Origin of the sequence: Halovalidus salilacus, assembly GCF_031852275.1 — an archaeon.
In the GTDB taxonomy this organism is placed as follows: Archaea; Halobacteriota; Halobacteria; order Halobacteriales; family Natrialbaceae; genus Halovalidus; species Halovalidus salilacus.
Genome location: NZ_CP134700.1, coordinates 1,096,603 through 1,116,610, shown reverse-complemented (window position 1 = coordinate 1,116,610; position 20,008 = coordinate 1,096,603). Strand labels below are relative to the sequence as shown.

Genomic DNA, 20,008 nt, shown 5'->3' with positions numbered 1-20,008 from the left:
CGTAGCCGTCGATATCGTCCGCTCCGGTGGTGCCGTCCGTCGCGGCGAGTTCTTCGAACCGAACGGAGACTGAGAAAGTCGCAGGTCAGATCCCGCTCGGCGGTGGTGACGCAGAGGCTGGGGTTCGGGGCGGCGTTACCGCTCGAGGTCGCCGACCAGTTCGTCGGCCAGTCCCGTGTAGCCTGCGGGCGCCAGGGCGCGCAGTTCTTCCGTGACGTCCTCGTCGACGTCGAGGTCGTCGAACAGGTCGCGGAAGTCCTCGAGCGTGACGTCCTTGCCGCGGGTGAGGGCCTTCACGCGCTCGTAGGCGTCCTCCTGCCCCTCGCGACGGAGGATGGTCTGGACGGCCTCGCCGATGACCTCCGGCGTCTCGGCGAGGTCGAGCGCCATGACCTCCTCGTTCGGGACGACCTTCTCGAGGCCGTCGGCGGTCTTGGTGTAGCCGATCAGGCAGTGGGCGAAAGCGGCGCCGACGTTGCGCTTGACGGTCGAGTCCGAGAGGTCGCGCTGGAGTCTCGAGGTGGTGACGTAGTCCGCCAGGAAGGCGAGGTCCGAGTTCGCCTTCGAGAGGTTCCCCTCGCTGTTCTCGAAGTCGATCGGGTTGACCTTGTGCGGCATCGTCGAGGAACCAGTCTCGCCCTCGACGGCCTCCTGGCCGAGGTAGCGGTCGGAGACGTACAGCCACGCGTCGCGGTCGAGGTCGAGCAGGACGTTATTCGCCCCGCGGAGGGCGTCGAACAGCGCCGCGAGGTCGTCGCAGGGGTTGACCTGCGTCGTGAGGGGTTCGAACTCGAGTCCCAGCGCCTCCTCGACGAACGAGCGGGCGAACGCGCGCCAGTCGACGTCCGGGTAGGCCGCGACGTGGGCCGCGTAGGTGCCGGAGGCGCCGCCGAGTTTCCCCCGGAGGTCCGCCTTCGCGGCGTCGACGTGTGCGGTGGTTCGGCCCAGGCGGGCGGCGTAGACGGCCATCTCCTTGCCGAAGGTGGTCGGCGTCGCGGGCTGACCGTGGGTGTGCGCGAGCATCGGGACGTCGCGGTACCGGCGGGCCATTTCCGAGAGTTCGGTGCGGAGGTTGTACAGTTCGGGCAACAACACGTCGTCGACGGCCTCGCGGACGAGCAGCCGGTGGGCGAGGTTGTTCACGTCCTCGCTCGTCAGCCCGAAGTGGATCCACGCCGACGCCTCGCTCCCCTCGGTGAGGTTGTGGCGGACGAAGTACTCGACCGCCTTCACGTCGTGGTTCGTCGCATCGAACTCCCCGTGGCCCTCCGTCTCGAGTTTCTTGATCAGCTGAGCGTCCTCCTCCGCGAAGCTCTGGTAGAGGGTGCGCAGGTGGTTGCGCTCGTCGAGGTCCAGTTCGAGGGGCGTCTCCTCGAGGTCGGCGAGCGCGATGAGGTACTCGACCTCGACGCGGACGCGGGCGCGCATGAGCGCGGCCTCGCTGGCGTACGGCGACAGCGACGCCGTCCGGTTGTTGTACCGACCGTCGAGCGGCGAGACGGCGTACAGGGCGTGTGCGTCGGTCATGGTCGTGTCTGCTCCAGCACGGTGCAAAAGCGTGTCGGATCCCTGTGCCACGGGCGTGTATAAGACCATGGAGAATTGCCGGATACTGGGCCGATAGTATGCACAGTAGTGCACACATTTGCGGCCGATACCGCAATCACTTTCTCACTCGCGGTCGGGCGTTCGACCATGACGCGAATCGCCGGGATGGCCGGCAACCGGGGGCGCAACCTGTTGAACATCGCCGACCGAGCGCCGGGCGGCGCCGAACTCGCCGTCGTACTGACCAACAACGACGACGCGCCGGTCCTCGAGGCCGCCGCCGAGCGCGGGATTCCGACGGCGGTCGTCCCGCTCGAGGACGAGATGAGCCGGAAAGAGCACGAGGAGGCGGTCAACGAGGCGCTCGCCGACTACGAGTACGACCTCGTCTGCCTGGACGGCTACATGCGCATCCTCTCGGATACCTTCCTCGAGGCCCAGCCGACGACGCTGAACGTCCACCCCTCGCTGCTGCCGTCGTTCCCCGGAATGGACGCCTGGGGCGACGCGCTCGAGTCCGGGGTTTCCGTGACCGGGTGTACGGTCCACGTGGTCACCGACGCCACCGACGACGAGGGGAACGTGATCGAGGAGGAGGTCGACGCCGGACCCATCGTCACCCAGGAGCCGATTCCGATCTACGAGGGCGACGACGAGGAGACGCTCACGGAGCGCGTGCTCTACGAGGGCGAGTTTCGCGCCTACCCGCGTGCGGTGAAGTGGTTCGCCGAGGACGCGGTCGAGGTCGACCTCGAGAAGGGGGAGGTTACCGTCGACGCGGACGCGGCCGACGCCCCCGACGCCGAGGGGCTGCCGGCGCGTCGGCTCACCTCGAGCGACCGACTCGACACCCTCCGGTACGGCGAGAACCCCCACCAGGACGCGGCCGTCTACGCCGACTACACATGCGACGAGGCCTCCGTCGTTCACGCCGAGCAGTTGAACGAGGGCGCGAAGGCGCTGTCGTACAACAACTACAACGACGCCGACGGCGCCCTCAATCTGATCAAGGAGTTCGACGAGCCGGCGGCGGCGGTGATCAAGCACACGAACCCAGCGGGCTGTGCGACCGCCGATTCGCTCGCCGAGGCCTACGAGCGGGCGCTCTCGACGGACCCGATGAGCGCCTTCGGGGGTATCGTCTCCCTGAACCGGAAGTGCGACGCTGAGACCGCCGAACTGATCGTCGACTCGTTCAAGGAGGTCGTCGTCGCGCCCGGGTACGCCGACGAGGCGCTCGAGGTCCTCTGCGAGAAGCAGAACCTCCGCGTCCTCGACGTCGGCGAGTTGGGCGAGTCGACCGAGCGCTTCACCGAGAAGCCCATCGTCGGCGGCCGACTCGTCCAGGAGCGCGACCTGCAGGCGATCTCGGTCGACGACCTCGAGGTCGTCACCGAGCGCGAGCCGACCGAGGCGGAACTCGAGACGATGGTGTTCGCGTGGCGGACGCTCAAGCACGTGAAGTCGAACGGCATCCTCTTCGCGAGGGGGACCGAAACCGTTGGGATCGGAATGGGGCAGGTCTCCCGCGTCGACGCGGTTCGCCTCGCCGCCATGAAGGCGGACGAGCACGCGGAAGGCAAAGACGCCGAGGGGGCCGTGATGGCCTCGGACGCCTTCTTCCCGTTCCCGGACGGTATCGAGGAGGCCGCGAAGGCGGGCATCGAGGCGGTCGTTCAGCCCGGCGGGTCGGTCAACGACGAGGACGTGATCGAGGCGGCGGACGAACACGGAATCGCGATGGTGTTCACCGGCCAGCGGTCTTTCAGACACGACTGACCGTGCGTAAACGAGCGGAATCAGAGAGTGAGCGGCGCATTTTGAACTAATCAGCCACGACCGGACGAACTGCCTCCGCAGCCGTCGCCGATCTCGGCGACGAACCGCGGTACAGGGAGAGACTACGAGCGGGACACCTCGAGGTCGCCGGGAACGGGACCGTCGTGGCGATCGGGCAGGTCCGTCGTCGACGCCCTGCTGAGGACTCTGTCGATGCGATCGGTGGGCTCGAGGTGTAGCGTCGTGTCCTGCCCGCCGACCAGGTGGATGGTCACGGTCCGCACGGTCCGCCTACCCTCCCCGCGGCGTTCGAGCCGTCGAACCGCGCGGACGCCGTGATCGGCCGCCGCGAGTCCGCCGAGGGCGACGAACGTGAGCGCGAACGCGAGGGGGCGTCCCGTGACGACGAGCAACCCGACGGACGCGAGCGCGCCGAGAACGCCGGCCCCGATCAGCAGGACCACGCGAGCGTAGACGTACTCCGTCTCCCAGCGATGGCGGATCGCGCCGTCGCCGAGCGACGGATCGGCGTTCCTGAGAGCGTCGACGACGGCGCTCCAGTCGACGTCGACGCCGGTTCGCCGCACCGCCTCCGCGACGGCGAATCCGCCCACCGCGACCACGGCGAGCAGCGATCCGCGCCCGGTGGGCGTCACCACCGCCTGAAGGAGCAACGCCAGCGCGGCGAGGAGCGCGCCCGAAACGGCGAACAGTCGGACGCCGATCCCGCGGGGCGTCAGTCGCTCCCGCGACTCGCTCCGGATCGAGCAGATCTGGTCGTAGCGAACGTCGACGAACCCCGTCTCGTCGGAGACGAACAGGAGTCGACGGTCGGTGACGCCGATCTCTCCCTCCGTCGACGCCTCGCCGTCGACGAGTCGTCCCGTCCCCGCGTCGACGATCGATTCGGTATCGGCCAGATACGTTCCAAATGTGTCCGGGGGTGCGCTCATCGACCGGGGGCTTTTCTCCGTTTCGGCATTGTAATCCCCCTCCTACAATCGACGGGCAATCGTCCGGTGGGGGCGACCGTCGCCCGCTCGCTGATCCGTGACCTCCGGCGGGCCGACGGCTACTGGGGCCGCTTCGCGGACCGCTACGACTGGGTGCGCCGCGCCGAAGAACTCGGCGACGAGTGGGCCGACCCCGAGCGCTGGGTCGAATACCTCGCGTCTAACGCCCCCGACGAGCGCGAGGACGAGGCCGTACGACGCCTCGGCGAGGCGTACGCCGAAGAGCGACTCGCGGCGTACGTCGACGCGGAAACCGTCGAGCGCCGGCGCGCTGCGGGACACCGCCGACTCGCCGAACTCCTCGACGGCGACCTCCTGCTCGAGGCGATCGACGACGAGACGATCCTCGAGTACGCCGCGTCGCTCGAGACGAAGGCGGATTGACCGTCGCGAGGACCGTCGGCCAAGCTCAAAGCGGCGTTTCAGCTTGGCGAGCGGCTTTTGAGGAGGACTTCGAAGGATCGTCCATGAATCGACGACGATTCCTCGCCGCGTCGACGGTCGGCGCGGCCGTGACGGTAGCCGGCTGCACGAGCGACCTCCTGAGCGCCGACTCGAGTTCGAACTCGGACGACGATTCGGACGCCGACCCGTCCGGCACGACCGGTGCGGCGCCGGAAACCGGGTCGGGGCGGGGCATCGAAGTGAGCGCGTCAGGCGAGATCGAGACGGAACCCGACCTCGCCGTCGCGAGCATCGGCGTCGAGGCCAGCGGCGACTCGGCGGACGAGGTGAGCGGCGAACTCGCCGAGCGGGCCGACGCACTCCGTGAGACCTTCGACGACCTCGGCATCTCGGACGACGCGATCGAGGACGGTCGGTATCGCGTCCACCCTGTCCGCGGCGACGGCTCCGGGTTCGAGGGGAGCCACTCGTTCCGCGTCGAGGTCGAGGACGTCGAGCGCGTCGGGGAGGTGATCGACGCCTCGGTCGACGCCGGCGCGAACGACGTCGGGCAGGTCGAGTTCACCCTCCGGGACGAGACCCGGGCGGAGCTTCGAAACGAGGCGGTCGACGCGGCCCTCGAGAACGCCGACGCGGAGGCCGCGCACATCGCGACGAATCGCGCGGTCGAACTGAACGGGATCCGCTCGGTGTCGACCAGCAACGCGGACGTCGTTCCCGTTCGCTCCGACGGGGCCGAGTACGAGTCGGACGACGCGGCCGGAGGCGCGGAGACGACCATCGACTCCGAACCGGTCACCGTGCGCGCGTCGGCCGAAGTCGTCTACGGGTTCGAAGACGCCAATTGACCGAACTCGATCCGACGATTCCCGTTTTCCGCGCGTATGCGAACTCGAGCGGACTCAGCCCGCCCTCGAGCGGTCGCGACGCGCTCGTCCGAAGAGCGGGGCTCGGGTCGAGCCGTCGGCTCTCGGAGTCGGAGACGCGATACCGCGAAGAACGGAGAAAAACGGGATTCGCGCGACCGATCGGCCCGATCAGTCGTCGGCCGGGACCGCTCGAGGGGCGTCGGCGGCCATGTCGAGGACGCTGTCGAAGAAGTCGAGGGTGTCCTCGGGGCCGGGGTTGGCCTCGGGGTGGTACTGGCGGGTGATGATGTCGTACTCGACGCCGTCGAGCCCTTCGGGCGTGTCGTCGTTGACGTTGATCTGGGTGACCTCGAGGTGCTCGCCGGGGTCGGCGACGGTGTAGCCGTGGTTCTGCGTGGTCATGACGACCCGCTTCGTCTCGAGGTCGAGGACGGGCTGGTTGACGCCGCGGTGGCCGAAGGCCATCTTCTCGGTGGAGCCGCCAAGCGCCTCGGCGACGATCTGCTGGCCGAGGCAGATGCCCGCGACGGGCGTGTCCTCGACGAACTCCTCGACGAGCGAGATGGCGTCCTCGTAGTTCGCCGGGTCACCCGGCCCGTTCGAGATGAACAGCACGTCGGGGTCGACCGCCTCGACGTCCGCGGCCGTCGCGTCGTAGGGCAGGACGTGGACGGTGGCGTCGCGCTCGAGCAGCGAGTCGACGATCGAGCCCTTGGCGCCGCAGTCGACCAGCGCGACGTCGGGGCCGTCGTTGTCGGCGCCCCGGACGACGGGCTCGTCGACGCTGACCTGCGCGCCGATCTCGGTGTGCTCGCTCATCGCCTCGCACTCATCGAGTTCGGCGAGCGCGTCCTCGGGCGTGGCGTCCTCGCCGACGGCGATGCCGCACTTCTTGGCGCCGCCGTCGCGGATGTCGGTGACGACCTCGCGGGTGTCCAGGTGGTCGACGGCGGGGACGCCCTCGCGCTCGAGCCACGCGGCGACGTCCTCGGTGAGTTCCCGGGCGATGACGGCGCGGGGGTGGACGCGGTCGGACTCGAACCGCTCCTCGCGCACGCCGTAGTTACCGATCAGTGGGTACGAGAAGGTCAGGACCTGCTCCTCGTAGGAGGGGTCGGTCAGACTCTCCTCGTATCCCGTGTACGCCGTCGTGAAAACCAGTTCGCCGCGTGCCGTTCCCGGAGCGCGACCACGTCCCTCGAGCACGTGGCCACCCTCGACCGCTACGTAGGCCGGTGTCATTACGAGATACGTATTGGGCACACCGCCATAAGTGTTGTCTTCGAAGCTGAGTTACGAATTTCGTAATCGGTAAGTGGGTGTCACGCGAACGACTAGACCTCCATGGACGAGTTGGACCGGCAAATCCTGAACATCCTTCGCCGAGACGCCCGGACGCCGTACACCGAGATCGCCTCCGAGGTCGGCACGAGCGAGGGGACCGTGCGCAACCGCGTCGAGCGAATGACCGAGCAGGGCGTGATCGAACGCTTCACCGTCTCCACGCGCACCGGAAACGTAAAGGCGATGATCGAAGTCTCCGTCGCCGTCGACGTCGACACCTCGAGGGTGGCCGAGCGGATGGCCGAGTGGGAGGAGGTCGACTTCGTCTGGCAGGTCTCCGGCGAGGAGGACGTCGTGCTCGTCGTCGACGCGGCGGACACCCGCAGCGTCAACGACCTCATAACGAAAGCCCGCGAGCAGGACGAGGTGGTCAGCACGAAGACGCGCCTGATCCTCGACGAACAGCTGGGCTAACCTGGCCGTTCGCACGGACTGCTCCACCTGCGTACCCGAGGCCGCAGGACGGCACCCTGTCGCTCCGGAACTGGCGGAGGGCAGTCCGTATCAGCCCCCGCGTTCGGTCTGCTCGTCCTCCGGCGGCGTTCCCATCCCCGGCGTCGGCTCGGGCGCGTCGAGCTGTCGCTTACCCTCGTGGATTTTCCGGTACCCGTTCCGAAGCACCCGATCGACCCGGTTCTCCTTTACCCGTACGCCGACGCGCCCGTCGCGAATGGCGTCGACGACCGCCTCGGAGGTGAGTCGGTCGCTCTCGACGACGGTGTAGGCTCGGCCGACCTCGAACGGGTAGTGAGCGTCGCTGCCCGCGACCAGCGGCAACCCGCGGCGCTCCGCCAGCCGCTCGACGGCCTCGCGCGTGCGCGGGTGCTTCCCGTTGATCTCGATCGCGTCGAACGGGACGTCCTCGAGTTCGCGAACGGTGCTGTTCCGGTACGGGTGGGCGACGATGGCGGCACACCCCCGATCGTGGGCGAGAGCGACTGCCTCGGCCGGCGAGAGGTCACCACGCCCGGTCTCCCGGGGAGGGTCCGGACCGACGACGAGAACGTGTCCGCGCTCGGTCGTGATCTCGATGCCGGGGATCTGAACGACGCCCGCCGCGGGCTCGAACCGGGTGTAGTAGTCGTGGTTGGTCGTCGCCACGGCGTCGAGCCCCCTCCTGGCGGCGACCTCGGCGAGCAGGCGAAACCCCAGCGGATCGTACCGATCGCCCAGCCGTCGGCGGCCGTGGAAGAACCGGGTGTGCGCGTGGAGATCGATGGCGTACACGGTGGGTAGTCGTACGCCGGGTGACCCCTTTTGCGTTCGTCCGACATACACAACCGTCATGTCGACGGAACGGGACGAGCGACGCGAGACCGTAAACGACGAAAGCGACGACCGGGTCGGTCGCGATCGCGACGAGCGTCGCGTCCTCGTGGTGAACCCGACGGCCGGCAGCGAGGACCACGTCGCCGAAGTCACTCACCGCGGACGTGACCACGGATTCGAGGTGCGGGAAACCGAGGAGGCCGGCGACGCGAAGCGCTTCGCCCGCCAAGCCGCCGCCGACGCCGACCTCGTCGCGGCCGCCGGCGGCGACGGCACGATCAACCAGGTCGTCAACGGCGTCGTCGCGTCAGGGGAACTCGAGTCGACGACCGTCGCCGTCGTCCCGGCCGGAACGGGGAACAACTTCGCGTCGAACGTCGGAATCGAGGGCCTCGGCCACGCGTTCGACGTGATCGAGACCGGGGAGCGCCGCCGCCTCGACCTCGGGGTCGCGAACGACCGCGCCTTCGTCAACTCCTGCGTGGGCGGCATCACCGCCGAAGCCAGCGGCTCGACCTCGCCCGAGGAAAAGCGTCGACTCGGCGTGCTCGCGTACGTGATGAGCACGCTCGAGATGGTACGTTCGTTCGAGCCGTTGTCGCTCCGGGTGAAGACGGCGGGCGGTCCCGACGGCGACGAGCCGGACACGTGGGAGGGCAACGCCGCGCTCGTGCTCATCGGCAACTGTCGCCGATTCACGGGCCCCCGGCGGGTGCAGGCCAACGTCGAGGACGGCCTGTTCGAGGTGACGATCGTCGAACACCTCCCGTCGGGACTCGCCAACGGCGGCACGCTCGAGCGGCTGTTCGGACGCTCGACTGACTCGTCGGCGTCGATCGTGCGGCGGCTAACCCCCTCGCTAACGATCGAGAGTCTCGGCGACTCGCCCGTCGCGTACAGCCTCGACGGCGAAATCCTCGAGGCACGGCACCTGTCGGTCGAGACGGATCCGGGAGCGCTCACCGTCCCCGTCGGCCCGGGATACGAGACCCCCGACGAACAGCCCTCCGCCCTCGACCTCGCGTGAGGAGTGGCGGAGCGGGACGCTTCGTCCGACCGTGACCGTTTCTCGAGCGATCGCGAGGGGTAAGCGGGTGCCTACTCAAGAGGGCGGGCGTGGTGGGATCGACGACGATGCTCGAGTCCGGAAACGATCCCGCCGAGGGCCGCCGCCCCGCCCCCGTCGACGAGTCGTGGCACCCGCAGTCGGTCGACGGCGTCGTCGGCGTTCGGATCGCCTCAGAGACTGACGACGACGGCTCGAGTTCGGAGTGGATCTGGTCGTCGCGGTGGCTCGACCTCGCCGCCAAGCGTTGACAGGAACGAGACGCGAACGGTCCGTCGAGCACGCGGGCGGCGGTTCGGTCGCAGGATGGGATCACCGACGCGACGTCCGAGGTGAATCGTCGTCGCCGTTCGCCGGGCGGCGGGAAGTTCACGAACGTCCAACATTCTCCGGGGGATGCCGGAATGACGAAGGCTACTTACCGGCTGCCGTCTTGAAAACGACGATGAGCTCCGAGGAAAATCGTACGAGACGGAGACGGTCGCGAACCGAGGGTGTCGTGCAACCGGATTCACTGACGGTAGAAAGCGGGCTGGAGGCGCTCGAGTCGAGTACCGACTTCCACGGCACGGTCGAACCGCTCGACGGTCTCGACGATATCGAAACCTGTGAGCACATCGCCCTGTTCTACCGAAACCGCGACGAGCGGTTCGCCACGGTCGCTCCGTTCATCTGGCAGGGCATCGAGCAGGGTGAGCGCGTCATGTACGTCATCGACGATCTCCCCCAATCGGCGATCCTCGCGGAACTGCGTACGGGTGACGTCGACGTGGACGCAGCCCTCGACACCGGACAGCTCACGTTCCACTCGCTCGACGAAACCTACCTTCGATCCGGTCGATTCGACGCCGACGACATGCTCGAGGTCTACGCCGACGCCATCGAGGAGGCGAAAGCGGAGTATCCGGGGCTCCGCGTCACCGCGAACACGAACTTCATCCTCGACGAACACGCGACGCTCGAGGAGTTCATGGCCTACGAGAGCCGGGTGAACACCCTGTTCGAGGGTGAGGACTGTATCGCCCTCTGTCACTACGACTGTAATCGAATTCCGCCGGAGATCCTCGTCGACGTTATTCGAACGCACCCGCACCTCATCTACGACGAGACGGTCTGTCACAACTTCTACTACACGCCGCCCGAGGAGTTCTTCCAGCCCGACGAGCCGATCCGGGACGTCGAGCGCATGCTGAACACGCTCGTCGACCGGTCGCAAGCCCGGGCCCAACTGAAGGAGACGGTGGAAGAACTCGAGGAGTCGAACGATCGCCTCAAGCGGTTCGCGTACGTCGCCTCGCACGACCTGCAGGAACCGTTGCGGATGATCTCGAGCTACCTCCAGCTTCTCGAGTCCAGGTACGCTCCCGAACTCGACGAGGAGGCGAGCGAGTACATCGAGTTCGCCGTCGACGGGTCGGACCGAATGCGAGAGATGGTGAACGGGCTGCTCGCCTACTCCCGGATCGACATGGAGGAAGCCGAGTTCGAATCGGTGGACTGCGATGACGTCGTCGACGCCATGCTGTCGGACCTCCAGATTCAGATCAGCGAGACCGACGCGACGATCGTCTTCGATCCGCTGCCGGCGGTCGACGGGGACGCCAAGCAACTCGAACAACTGTTCTCCAATCTGGTTTCGAACGCGATCAAGTACAGCGGTGACGACCCACCGCACGTCGAGATCTCCGGAGAACGACACGGGAACCGCTGTCTGTTCAGCGTTCGCGACAACGGCATCGGAATCGAGGACGAGTACGTCGACCAGATCTTCGAGATCTTCAACCGACTCCACGCGAACGACGAGTTTCCGGGGACGGGTATCGGTCTCTCGCTCTGTCAGAAAATCGTGAGCCACCACGGCGGGGATATCTGGGTGGATTCCGAACCGGGTACGGGGACGACGTTTTCCTTCACCCTCCCGAGAGCGAGGTAGCCCCCGTTCGGCGCCTCCGGTCGAAGACCGTGGCGTCCGCTCGACTCGTCCCGTTCGACCGCTCGCTTCGGCTCGAGGAACGCGACGGGGTGCACGCATTCGTGCGGTTCTGGCTTCCCGCTTCGGAACCGGTGAACGATCCGTCCGATCACGAGAGTCGGAACGTCTCCAGGTTCCGCGGTCGATACGTCCGTACGTTGTACTTCTGGTAGAGCCCCGAGGAGAGTTGATCCGTCGCGCTCTCGTCCCCGTGGACGCACAGGATGCGCTCCGGTCGCGGGTTCATCTCCTCGACGAACTTCTCGAGGCCCTCGCGATCGGCGTGGCCGGAGAAGCCGCTGACCGATTCGATGCGGCACTCGAGGGTCAGTCTCGACGCGTGACCGCGGCGATCGTCGAGCGAGATTTCGCGGCGGCCCCCCTGAATTCGTCGGCCGAGCGTCCCCTCGGCCTGGTAGCCCACGAACAGGAGCGTGTTATCCGACTCGGGACCGAGGAGTTCGAGCCAGGACATGATGGGTCCGCCCGTGACCATCCCCGAGGTCGAGAGGATGACGCAGGGATCGCCGCTCGCGATCTCCTCGCGCATCTCGTGGCCGCCGTCCACTTGACTGAACTCCTCCATGAGGAACGGATTTTCGTCCTCGTGGAGGATTCGATCGCGGAGGCCGTCCCGGAGGTACTCGGGGTAGGCCGTGTGGATGGCCGTCGCCTCCCGGATCATCCCGTCGAGGTACACCGGCATCGTCGGAATCTCCCCCTCTCGCATCGCCTCCTCGAGGACCAGCATCAACTCCTGAGAGCGTCCGACCGCGAACGCCGGGATGACGACTTTTCCGCCGGCCTCGTGGGTTTCGCGGATGAGCGTTCGGACTCGGGCTTCGCTCTCCGCGGTGTCGGTCTGGTAGTCGTTTCGACGCCCGTACGTCGATTCCATCACCATCGACTCGGCGCGCGGGAAGTTGTTGACCGCGCCGTTGAACAGCCTGGTCGGCTCGTAGTGGATGTCGCCCGAGAAGACGACGTTGTGGAAACCGCTGCCGACGTGGAAGTGACAGACGGCGCTCCCCAGGATGTGGCCGGCGTTGTGCATCGTCAACTTCACGTCCGGGGCGATGTCGGTGGTATCCCCGTAGTCGATGGGGATGGTGTGTTTGATCGTCTCTCGCACCTGCTCGCTCTCGTACGGTGGCGCTCGCCCCTCCTTGGCCGCCACGTCGAGGTAATCGAGTTGGAGCAGGCCCATGAGATCCCTCGTCGGTTCGGTCGTGAAGACCGGACCGTCGTACCCGTACTTGAACAGCAGCGGGAGCAACGCGCTGTGGTCGAGGTGAGCGTGGGTCAAGACGACGGCGTCGATGTCCGTGAGCGGCATCGCCTCCGGCGCGTGGAGGTACGGGACCTCCCCCTCGGCGCCGGGCTTGTCCCCGCAGTCGATCAGTATCTTCGTATTCGGCGTCGCGAGGAGGAAACTCGCCCGACCGACCTCGCGGCAACAGCCGAGCGTCGTCACTCGCACCCACTCGACTTCCTTCGCGGGGGAGCCGTGGATCCGTTCGCCGACGCGTTCGAGAAACTCCCTGCGCTCTCCTCGCTCGTGTCTGAGGAAGTTCCGAACGTTGCTGACCGTCGAAGACTCGACCGGCGGCGTCCGGATCACCTCCGGCGTCCACCCGACCTCCTGCGTGATCTCCCGCAGCGTCGATCCGCGCGGGCCGATCACCAGCCCGGGCTTTTCGGCTTCGATGACGACTTCGCCCACCGTCGGATAGAACTCGAGGTCTCGAATTTCGGCTTCGTCCGGCACGATCTTCCGAATCGTCGCCCTCGCCTCGTCGGGACTCGACTGCGTCCCCGGAGCCGGTCGAATCGTAATTCGCTTCTGAAACGTTCGCGCGAGCGAGCCGATGATATCGCCGTCCTTCGCGAACGCTCGAGGCGTTTCGGTGTACACGACGAGGTTCGGCCCTTCGTATCGGGCGTTCGTGACGTCGAGGTGGTCGGGAAGTTCGGCCGCAATCTGCTCGAGTAGGTCGGAGTTGGCGGTTTCGCTCATGGATGGTTCGTGCGCTCGCGACGGTCGGTCGTCGAACTGATCGGGAACACCCCATCACCGAGGACCGATCGACCGCGAGTTCCTAACAAACGGGCCCGGAAACAGGCACGAGCGACCGAGCGGGTCGCTGCCGGTAGACGAACCCAGTACCTGCCTTTTGTCCACGGGTGTCAAAAACCTTCCCCTGGGACCGTCCCGGGATTCGGCGACGGAAGTCCCGAACGACGAAGGGCGTCGGTCGCTAGCGTATCATCGTCCAACTGCCGTCAGGGACGCGATTACCGAACCCGGTGAGACTTCGTGGCTGAGGGCCGACCGATAGCGGTCTCGTAACGCCGTATCGGCGTATCCTGGACCTCGCGAACTCCGCGGTGGAGGTCGCGAACTGACCAGCTACCGCTGCTCGAAGACGACTACATCTATCCGGCCAAATATTCACTCAATTGATCACACACAAACGATAAGGGGGACTCACGCGACGTTACTATAGTATGACCTAGAAATAATTACTCACTTTTGGTATAGAGAGTTGGTCAAGAGCCGTATCAATCGCCGTTGTGAGATCGTCGAGTGACTCAAAGAAGCGGTTGCTGAGAGCGGCTTGGAGTTGTCTCCAGCACTCCTCGACAGGATTTAGCTCTGGCGAGTATGCCGGTAACGTGACGAAGGCGAGGTCGTCACGGGCCGCTAGGTCCGTGACGGCCGATGCCTGAAAATACGGCGCTCCATCCAGCACAATGAGCAAATCATCTTCGAACTCTTGGCATAATGCAAGAATGAAATGTTTCGCGTGTTCGGCGGTTACGTACTCTTCGAATCGAGCGAAAAAGCGATCACCGTCTTCGGTGATCGCGCCCAAGAGACACGTCCAGTCACGTTGACCGGATAATTCGACGGATGGCCGCGTGCCGCGGGGAAACCACGCGGCACGCGGCTCGACCTGCACGGATTTCTTGGTTTGATCGATACAGACTACGGTGGCGTCCAGCTCCCGCCGCTTTTTTTGAACTCTTTGCGGAACGTTTCTTGCTCGTCAGCATCGGATTCAGCGGCTGTACGGCGTGGTTTTTGATAGCTCAATCCCGCTTCTTTGAGCAACCGCCGGCAACTCGGGAGCGAGTACTCGACATCGTAGGTTTCGGCAAGATACTGCTGGACGAGCGCCGGCGTCCACGCCGGCGCGTCGAGCCCAACTTCCGCAGGAGATCCGTGGACAGTTGCTTCGAACTGTTCTTGCTCTGTTTCCGAGAGTTTTCGCTTTCTCCCAGATCGATGAGCATCAGTAACGGCCTGCTCAAGCGACTCGTCGGTGTCGAGCCGCTTGAGCCAATTATAGATCGTTTTCCGTTCAACTCCGTACCACTTGGCAAGTTCACTCTGTGGAACGCCGTTTTTGTAGGCAATCGCGGCTAACAGCCGTTGTGCCGGTTTCTTTCCGTCTACGTTGTCGAGTGCGTTCTGAAGATCCTCAACGGAGATCTCGTCAAGATGTTCCATTACAATGGCTTACAATCTCTGCGTAAATAGTTCTAATGACTACTATAGCATGGGCCGCAGGTTCCGCGATTGGCTTGCTTGCCCGGAGTGCGGTAGCCGAGACGTCTCGATGATGGCCCATCACAAAGACGTGAGCCTCGAGTGCTACCGCTGCGAAACAACGTCAGTCTACACGATCGGGGAGGACACCTCCCTCAACAATCTCGACACCGAAACGATTGAAGACGTCTCGCGAGAGACGACTGACGATTAGCCCACACGTTTCGACCCGAAGACGAGCAATTCGCCTACGAAGCTCGAGAAAGTGCGAGAACGAGAAGAGGGATGCAGGCCTACATCGTGATCACGAAGTGATCACTCGCGGCCGAACATCTGGCGCATCATCGGATGCATCTCCATCAGTTGCTCCTCGGCGATCTCCTCGTACAGCTTGTACGTGATGGAGACCGCGAGCAGCAACGCGGTTCCGCCGACGTTGCCGATCGTCCCGAGCATGTTCGCCCAGACGGCCAGCAGGCCGACGAGGGCGCCGCCGATGACGGTCACCTGCGGGATGTACCGCTCCATGACCTTCTCGATGACGCCGACGTTCTGGCGGAAGCCGGGGATCTGCATCCCCGAGTTCTGGATCTGCTTCGCAGTCGCCTCCGGGCCCATGTTGGTGGTTTCGACCCAGAAGATGGCGAAGATCGCGCCGCCGACGATCATGACCACGAGGTCGATCGCGACGCGGATCATCACCATCCACGGTTCCTGGCTGGCCGCGCCGGCCCACCACATCCAGTCCTGGGGCGAGTAGATCGGCGCAAGGTAGTAGAACAGCCCGCTGACGGGCTGTCCCGCGTCGTTGTAGACGCCGAGCCACGACAGTTCGTAGCCCATGGGAGCGATCGTACCACCCTCGCCCGTCTGCGAGTACAGGATCTGGCCCAGGAACTGGACGTTCGCCTGCAGCGCGCGGACGAGGATCATCGGCAGGACGCTCGCGTAGATGAGCTTCACCGGGAAGCGACCGCGAGCGCCCTTCACTCGAGCGTGGCTGAGCGGGATCTCGACGCGGACGGACTCGGCGTAGACGACGATGCCGAAGATCAGCAGCGTCGTCGCCAGGGCGATGATTTGCCCGCCGCTATCGCCGACCAGCAGCGTGTTCAGCCCCTCGCTCGAGAAGATCGAGACCTCGATCTGCCCGGTGATGATCTGGTACCAGTTGTAGAAGAACCCGCCCGTGGTCGGCTGGAGCAGACCGGTGACGAGCGACTGGCTCACGCTGGCGACGATGAACAGGCCGATCCCGCTCCCGACGCCCCACTTGCTGACGACCTCGTCCATGTAGAGGATGAGGACGCCACCGAGGAACAGCTGCACGAACATGACGAGCTGGACCTCGGTCTGACCGAGGGCGAGTCCGCCCAGCTGGAGCTGCGGCACCGCTGGAAGGAAGTCGCCGGCGAACACCATCGGGAGCGCCGTCAGCGCAGTCATGACGAAGACCAGCAGTTTCTGAAGACCCTGGTAGAGGATCTGATCCCGCGGATCGTTCGTGTCCAGCCCGAGGAGGTCGGCCCCGCCGAGCAACTGCATGACGATGCTCGCGGTGACGATCGGTCCGATACCGACCGTCAGCACCGACCCGAACTCGCCCGCGAGGACCGAACGGAACTGCCCGAACATGTCCTCCCCGCCGGCGGAGCCGAGCAGGGTGATGTTCGTCAGGAAGAAGTACAACACGAGAATCCCGGCCGTCCACGCCAGCTTCCGCTTGAACGGAACGTGCTTCTCGGGGCGCTTGACGGTGGGGATTCGCGTTAAGACCGGTTCGGCGGCTTCCTTCCATCCCATGCGTTATTCCTCGTCCTGTTCTCCGTCGGCGTCGGCTCGCGCCTCGGCCTCGTCCTCGACCGATCGTTCCGTCAGCACCGCTTCGCCACCCGCCGACTCGAGTTTCTCCCGAGCGGCGTCGGTGAACGCGTCGGCGGTCACCGAGAGCGAGTTGCGGACCTGACCGCTTCCGAGGACCTTGACGACGTCGGCCTCGTGGCCGTCCTCGACGACGTCTCGGGCGTCGATCTCGTAGCCGTCGCCGGTCTCCTCGGCGAGACCCTCGGCGGCGTAGAGGATCGCGTCCTCGTCGAGCTTCTTGACGTCGATCTCGAGGACCTCCTCGCGGATGTCCTGCGGTCGCTTGAAGCCGTGTTTCCCCTTCGGTTCGTAGTTGTGGAACTCGTGTTTGCTGCGCCCGGCGCGTCCGCGTCCGCCCCGGTGGCCGGCACCCCGCCGATTCTTGTGGGTACCGCCGCCGTGGGTTCGGGAGCCGCGCTGGCGTCGTTTTTTGCTCGTCATGGTTAGCGCATCGATTCTAAGAGGTCGTTGATTTCCTCGGTTGTATGCTTTCCGAGTTGGCCCCCTTCGACGGCCGAGTGCTTGATGCCGCTGTGGCCGCCGCGGGGCGGGTGCAGTCGAAGCGTCGGCGACAGCCCCTGCTCGCGGAGGGTGGTCTCCTCGGCCAGCAGCGCCTCGGCCAGTTCGCCGAAGTCGTCGTAGTCGGTGTTCTCGGCGAGCCACTCCTCGTCGACGTCGGCCTGACGTCCCTCGAGCGGTTCGGCTCGCTTCGCGAGGACGGCCTCGACTACTTCGGCGGTTGGTTCGCCGTGGGCGACGAAGTCGTTGACCTTCGTAATCATACCCCGGTAGGTGTCGGTGTCCGGAACCAGCGTGGCGTGGTTGACCTTGTGCAGGTTGAGCATCGACAGGGTGTCGTCGACCGCTCCGGATCGGTTCACTTCGCCGCGAAGCTGGACGATCGCCTTCATCCTTCGACCACCCCGCGGGATCGGGGCTGTCGCGACTGCGAGGCGTTCTCGAGCGCGTTGAACGTCGCCTTCGCGAGGTTCACCGTCGTCCGGGTGTTGCCGTGGCTCTTCGTCCAGGCGTTCTCGATGCCGGCCAGCTCGAGCACCGCGCGAACGGTGTCGCTGGCGGCCAGTCCCAGCCCCTCGGGGGCGGGGATGAGCTCGACCTCGACGGAGCCGGCCTTGCCCGTCGTTCGTCGGGTCAGCGAGTGGGGCCGGTCCGAGCGGTCCTCCCAGGAGCCGGAGCCCCGGGGAACCCGGATCATGTTCAGCTTCGCGATGCCGATCGCCTTCTGGATGGCGGAGCCCACCTGGTCGTCCCGGCCCTCGGCGTAGCCGACGAAGCCGTCGCGGTTGCCGACGGCGACGACGCATCGGAACTTGACGCGCCGTCCGGAGTCGGTCATGCGCTGGACCATGTTGATGTCCAGCACTTCGTCGTCCAGTCCGGGAAGGAGCTGGTCGACGATCTCGGGTTCCTTCAGCGGGAGTCCCGAGTTGAGGGCGGCCTCCATCGAGTCGATCTCGCCCTCCTGGACCATCCGGCCGAGCCGGGTGACGGGCTGCCAGCCGTCGTCGTAGTTGTCTGCGCTCATTCTAAGATCGCCTCTCGTACCTCGTCGAAGTGTTCGGGTAGTTCGGTCGCGTCGAAGTCGCTGTACAGCGGCTCGTCGAGCTGTTCGGCGTACTCGGCGATGTGCTCGCCGCGGGTACGCGACCACTCGGCGAGCACGCTGTCGTTGTGCGGGATCTCGAGGCCGGCGTCGATCGCGCCCTCCTGGACGGCGAACACCTTGTTGCCCGGCGTCGCCGTGTTGAGGCCGATGTCGAGGACCGCTTCCTCGAGGCCCGCCTCCACGGCGCGCTGGCCGGCCAGCAGGCCGGTCAGGTAGGCCGCGGAGATGTTGCTCGTGGGTGCGTCCCAGCCGTACTCCGCGAGATCGCTCGAGTGAGCGCTCGCGAGCGTTTCGTCGCCCTGGGGTCCGGGGACGATCAGCTGCGCCGTGGTGTGCTTGTTGCTCTTTCGAGCGACGAGGCGGGGCTTACCCGACTTCAGCAGGCGCAACCTCTGGTGGTAGTCCGTCCGGACCTCTCGGCGACGGCGCATCGGAACTTTGTATCGTGGTCCTGTCGCCATCACTGATCACCGTATTCGTTGTCGATGTAGTTCAACAGGTACCGGACGCTCCGGAACTCCCCACCGCCCGCTTTGCGGTAGAGTTCGCGATACTGCGTGGGCGTCAGTTCGCCCTGATCGCGGAGTTCGCGGAGTTTCCGTCGCTGTGCGCGGATCTTCTGTTGCCACTCCTCTTTCGAGTTCTGGCGTGCGCCCTTCCTGCCGCGGCGCTTGCCCGGCCCCTTGCGGTGGCCGTAGGAGCGCTTCGCGTTGCGTTCGCGGGCGCGGCCGCGGGAGTTCCCGCGGGCGTCTTTCGCCCGGATCACGCCGTCGTCGACGAGTTCGCGGATCTCGTCGCGGGTGATCGCTTCGGCGATGTCCGCCTGGGCGTTCGGATCGAACCAGACGCGGTTCTCCCCGACGTCGAGGACGTCGGCGGCGAGCCGCTTCTGTGCGCGAAGATCAGTCATCGGATTCCACCTCGACTTCCTCGTAGGTCGGATTCAGGACGCGAACGCCCCGATCCTCGGCGACGTCCTCGATCCGCTCGCGCTTTCGCGCGCCGACCGAGGAGGCGATTCGAACGGCCTGCGTGTCGCCGTCGACGCCCTCGAGGTCGTCCACGTTCTCCACGCGGACCTCCTCGAAGCCGCTGGGGTGTTTGCCCCGGACGGACTCCGGCGTGCGGTAGCCGGCCTCGACCTTCTGGCCCTTGCCCTTGATGCCGCGGCGCTGCTTCGAGAGGCCGCCGCGCGGGCGTCGCCAGGATTCGGGCGTGCGCTTTTTCTTGTGGTAGTCCTGTCGGTTGAACTGCGGTTTCCCCTCGGAGCGTCGGCGGCTGAGCAGCCGCTTCTCCTCGTCGGAGAGGTCGGGGGTCTTCTCGACCAGCCCGCGCGGGCGCAGTTCCGTCTCGACGTCCTCGGGTTCCTCTTCGGCTTCGGGCGCCTCGTCTTCGATCTCGGCTTCGGTCTCTTCCGCGACCTCGAGATCGCCGACGTCGGCTTTGATGCGCGCGGCGAGCGCGTTGCCGATGCCCTCCACCTCGGCCAGGTCGTCCTGGGAGGCCTCCTTGACGTCCTCGATGGACTCGTAGCCGGACTCGCGGAGCGCGTCGGCCTTGCTCGCGCCGACGCCGCTGATGTCCTCGAGTTCCTGCGGGCCCTCGGCGTCGACGTCCTCCTCGGCCTCCGCTTCGGCCTCGGCTTCCGTCTCCGCCTCGGTCTCTTCGGCGTCGGCTTCGGGTTCGTCGTCAGCCATCTA

20 protein-coding genes are annotated in these 20,008 nt (G+C 66.0%); 7 read left to right on the top strand and 13 right to left on the bottom strand.

Going from position 1 to position 20,008, the window contains the following annotated elements:
• Positions 1 to 135 precede the first annotated feature (135 nt).
• Entirely contained in the window at positions 136 to 1,527 is a 1,392-nt protein-coding gene (gene purB, locus RJT68_RS05495) for an adenylosuccinate lyase (RefSeq protein ID WP_407039369.1), read from the bottom strand.
• A gap of 168 nt (positions 1,528 to 1,695) precedes the next feature.
• Here purB and purH point away from each other — a divergent pair, with 168 nt between their 5' ends.
• Positions 1,696 to 3,327 carry a bifunctional phosphoribosylaminoimidazolecarboxamide formyltransferase/IMP cyclohydrolase gene (gene purH / locus RJT68_RS05490; RefSeq protein ID WP_407039368.1) on the top strand — a complete coding sequence of 544 codons (1,632 nt, stop codon included), beginning with the start codon at positions 1,696 to 1,698 and terminating at the stop codon, positions 3,325 to 3,327.
• 122 nt (positions 3,328 to 3,449) lie between these two features.
• Here the strand turns inward: purH and RJT68_RS05485 are convergent, their stop codons facing one another.
• Positions 3,450 to 4,280, bottom strand: a complete 831-nt coding sequence (locus RJT68_RS05485) for a hypothetical protein (RefSeq protein ID WP_407039367.1) — start codon at positions 4,278 to 4,280, stop codon at positions 3,450 to 3,452.
• A 66-nt stretch (positions 4,281 to 4,346) separates the two neighbouring features.
• On the opposite strand from RJT68_RS05485, the gene RJT68_RS05480 reads away from it, so the two are divergent.
• Positions 4,347 to 4,724, top strand: a complete 378-nt coding sequence (locus RJT68_RS05480; protein ID WP_407039366.1) for a hypothetical protein — start codon at positions 4,347 to 4,349, stop codon at positions 4,722 to 4,724.
• 83 nt (positions 4,725 to 4,807) lie between these two features.
• Complete coding sequence (locus tag RJT68_RS05475) at positions 4,808 to 5,593, top strand: SIMPL domain-containing protein (protein ID WP_407039365.1); 786 nt, start codon at positions 4,808 to 4,810, stop codon at positions 5,591 to 5,593.
• Positions 5,594 to 5,782: 189 nt separating this feature from the next.
• Here the strand turns inward: RJT68_RS05475 and carA are convergent, their stop codons facing one another.
• On the bottom strand, positions 5,783 to 6,856 hold the full coding sequence (gene carA / locus RJT68_RS05470) for a glutamine-hydrolyzing carbamoyl-phosphate synthase small subunit (RefSeq protein WP_407039364.1): 1,074 nt from the start codon (positions 6,854 to 6,856) through the stop codon (positions 5,783 to 5,785).
• A gap of 102 nt (positions 6,857 to 6,958) precedes the next feature.
• Between carA and RJT68_RS05465 the strand changes: the two genes are divergently transcribed.
• Positions 6,959 to 7,372 (top strand): Lrp/AsnC family transcriptional regulator, encoded by a 414-nt coding sequence (locus RJT68_RS05465; RefSeq protein ID WP_407039363.1) that lies wholly within the window; start codon positions 6,959 to 6,961, stop codon positions 7,370 to 7,372.
• Between the two features lie 90 nt (positions 7,373 to 7,462).
• On the opposite strand, the gene RJT68_RS05460 is transcribed toward RJT68_RS05465, so the two are convergent.
• Positions 7,463 to 8,185, bottom strand: a complete 723-nt coding sequence (locus RJT68_RS05460; protein ID WP_407039362.1) for a CehA/McbA family metallohydrolase — start codon at positions 8,183 to 8,185, stop codon at positions 7,463 to 7,465.
• Positions 8,186 to 8,243: 58 nt separating this feature from the next.
• Here RJT68_RS05460 and RJT68_RS05455 point away from each other — a divergent pair, with 58 nt between their 5' ends.
• The 3 genes from RJT68_RS05455 (at position 8,244) to RJT68_RS05445 (ending at position 11,226) form a co-directional block, all read left to right on the top strand.
• Positions 8,244 to 9,254 (top strand): diacylglycerol/lipid kinase family protein, encoded by a 1,011-nt coding sequence (locus RJT68_RS05455; RefSeq protein ID WP_407039361.1) that lies wholly within the window; start codon positions 8,244 to 8,246, stop codon positions 9,252 to 9,254.
• A 92-nt stretch (positions 9,255 to 9,346) separates the two neighbouring features.
• Complete coding sequence (locus tag RJT68_RS05450; RefSeq protein ID WP_407039360.1) at positions 9,347 to 9,544, top strand: hypothetical protein; 198 nt, start codon at positions 9,347 to 9,349, stop codon at positions 9,542 to 9,544.
• Positions 9,545 to 9,792: 248 nt separating this feature from the next.
• Positions 9,793 to 11,226, top strand: coding sequence for a sensor histidine kinase (locus RJT68_RS05445; RefSeq protein WP_407039359.1), 1,434 nt, complete (start codon positions 9,793 to 9,795; stop codon positions 11,224 to 11,226).
• A gap of 148 nt (positions 11,227 to 11,374) precedes the next feature.
• On the opposite strand, the gene RJT68_RS05440 is transcribed toward RJT68_RS05445, so the two are convergent.
• The 9 genes from RJT68_RS05440 to RJT68_RS05400 all read right to left on the bottom strand — a co-directional run bounded on the left by RJT68_RS05440 (position 11,375) and on the right by RJT68_RS05400 (position 20,005).
• Positions 11,375 to 13,282 carry a beta-CASP ribonuclease aCPSF1 gene (locus RJT68_RS05440; RefSeq protein ID WP_407039358.1) on the bottom strand — a complete coding sequence of 636 codons (1,908 nt, stop codon included), beginning with the start codon at positions 13,280 to 13,282 and terminating at the stop codon, positions 11,375 to 11,377.
• A gap of 496 nt (positions 13,283 to 13,778) precedes the next feature.
• Positions 13,779 to 14,779, bottom strand: a protein-coding gene (locus tag RJT68_RS05435; RefSeq protein WP_407039357.1) for an IS630 family transposase whose coding sequence is annotated in 2 segments (ribosomal slippage) — positions 13,779 to 14,287 and positions 14,287 to 14,779 — 1,002 coding nt in all. Because the reading frame shifts where the segments join, the coding sequence is not laid out codon by codon here.
• Positions 14,780 to 15,133: 354 nt separating this feature from the next.
• The gene (gene secY, locus RJT68_RS05430) at positions 15,134 to 16,621 is read right to left on the bottom strand and encodes a preprotein translocase subunit SecY (protein ID WP_407039356.1); all 1,488 of its coding nucleotides are present in this window, start codon (positions 16,619 to 16,621) and stop codon (positions 15,134 to 15,136) included.
• 3 nt (positions 16,622 to 16,624) lie between these two features.
• Positions 16,625 to 17,122 carry an uL15m family ribosomal protein gene (locus tag RJT68_RS05425; RefSeq protein ID WP_407039355.1) on the bottom strand — a complete coding sequence of 166 codons (498 nt, stop codon included), beginning with the start codon at positions 17,120 to 17,122 and terminating at the stop codon, positions 16,625 to 16,627.
• 2 nt (positions 17,123 to 17,124) lie between these two features.
• The gene (locus RJT68_RS05420; protein ID WP_407039354.1) at positions 17,125 to 17,592 is read right to left on the bottom strand and encodes a 50S ribosomal protein L30; all 468 of its coding nucleotides are present in this window, start codon (positions 17,590 to 17,592) and stop codon (positions 17,125 to 17,127) included.
• Complete coding sequence (locus RJT68_RS05415; protein ID WP_407039353.1) at positions 17,589 to 18,227, bottom strand: 30S ribosomal protein S5; 639 nt, start codon at positions 18,225 to 18,227, stop codon at positions 17,589 to 17,591. Before RJT68_RS05415 ends, RJT68_RS05420 begins: the two co-directional genes overlap by 4 nt.
• Complete coding sequence (locus RJT68_RS05410) at positions 18,224 to 18,769, bottom strand: 50S ribosomal protein L18 (protein ID WP_407039352.1); 546 nt, start codon at positions 18,767 to 18,769, stop codon at positions 18,224 to 18,226. The genes RJT68_RS05415 and RJT68_RS05410 overlap by 4 nt, the downstream gene beginning before the upstream one ends.
• Entirely contained in the window at positions 18,769 to 19,218 is a 450-nt protein-coding gene (locus tag RJT68_RS05405; RefSeq protein WP_407039351.1) for a 50S ribosomal protein L19e, read from the bottom strand. The genes RJT68_RS05410 and RJT68_RS05405 overlap by 1 nt, the downstream gene beginning before the upstream one ends.
• Complete coding sequence (locus RJT68_RS05400) at positions 19,211 to 20,005, bottom strand: 50S ribosomal protein L32e (RefSeq protein WP_407039350.1); 795 nt, start codon at positions 20,003 to 20,005, stop codon at positions 19,211 to 19,213. The genes RJT68_RS05405 and RJT68_RS05400 overlap by 8 nt, the downstream gene beginning before the upstream one ends.
• Positions 20,006 to 20,008: the final 3 nt, after the last annotated feature.

Bases quoted from the DNA above. Each gene is read 5' to 3' on its own strand.
- RJT68_RS05455 (WP_407039361.1), top strand. From the start codon at position 8,244: ATGTCGACGGAACGGGACGAGCGACGCGAGACCGTAAACGACGAAAGC.
- RJT68_RS05410 (WP_407039352.1), bottom strand. From the start codon at position 18,769: ATGGCGACAGGACCACGATACAAAGTTCCGATGCGCCGTCGCCGAGAG.
- RJT68_RS05425 (WP_407039355.1), bottom strand. From the start codon at position 17,122: ATGACGAGCAAAAAACGACGCCAGCGCGGCTCCCGAACCCACGGCGGC.
- carA (WP_407039364.1), bottom strand. From the start codon at position 6,856: ATGACACCGGCCTACGTAGCGGTCGAGGGTGGCCACGTGCTCGAGGGA.
- RJT68_RS05415 (WP_407039353.1), bottom strand. From the start codon at position 18,227: ATGAGCGCAGACAACTACGACGACGGCTGGCAGCCCGTCACCCGGCTC.
- RJT68_RS05485 (WP_407039367.1), bottom strand. From the start codon at position 4,280: ATGAGCGCACCCCCGGACACATTTGGAACGTATCTGGCCGATACCGAA.
- RJT68_RS05440 (WP_407039358.1), bottom strand. From the start codon at position 13,282: ATGAGCGAAACCGCCAACTCCGACCTACTCGAGCAGATTGCGGCCGAA.
- RJT68_RS05405 (WP_407039351.1), bottom strand. From the start codon at position 19,218: ATGACTGATCTTCGCGCACAGAAGCGGCTCGCCGCCGACGTCCTCGAC.
- RJT68_RS05400 (WP_407039350.1), bottom strand. From the start codon at position 20,005: ATGGCTGACGACGAACCCGAAGCCGACGCCGAAGAGACCGAGGCGGAG.
- secY (WP_407039356.1), bottom strand. From the start codon at position 16,621: ATGGGATGGAAGGAAGCCGCCGAACCGGTCTTAACGCGAATCCCCACC.
- RJT68_RS05465 (WP_407039363.1), top strand. From the start codon at position 6,959: ATGGACGAGTTGGACCGGCAAATCCTGAACATCCTTCGCCGAGACGCC.
- RJT68_RS05475 (WP_407039365.1), top strand. From the start codon at position 4,808: ATGAATCGACGACGATTCCTCGCCGCGTCGACGGTCGGCGCGGCCGTG.
- purB (WP_407039369.1), bottom strand. From the start codon at position 1,527: ATGACCGACGCACACGCCCTGTACGCCGTCTCGCCGCTCGACGGTCGG.
- RJT68_RS05420 (WP_407039354.1), bottom strand. From the start codon at position 17,592: ATGAAGGCGATCGTCCAGCTTCGCGGCGAAGTGAACCGATCCGGAGCG.
- purH (WP_407039368.1), top strand. From the start codon at position 1,696: ATGACGCGAATCGCCGGGATGGCCGGCAACCGGGGGCGCAACCTGTTG.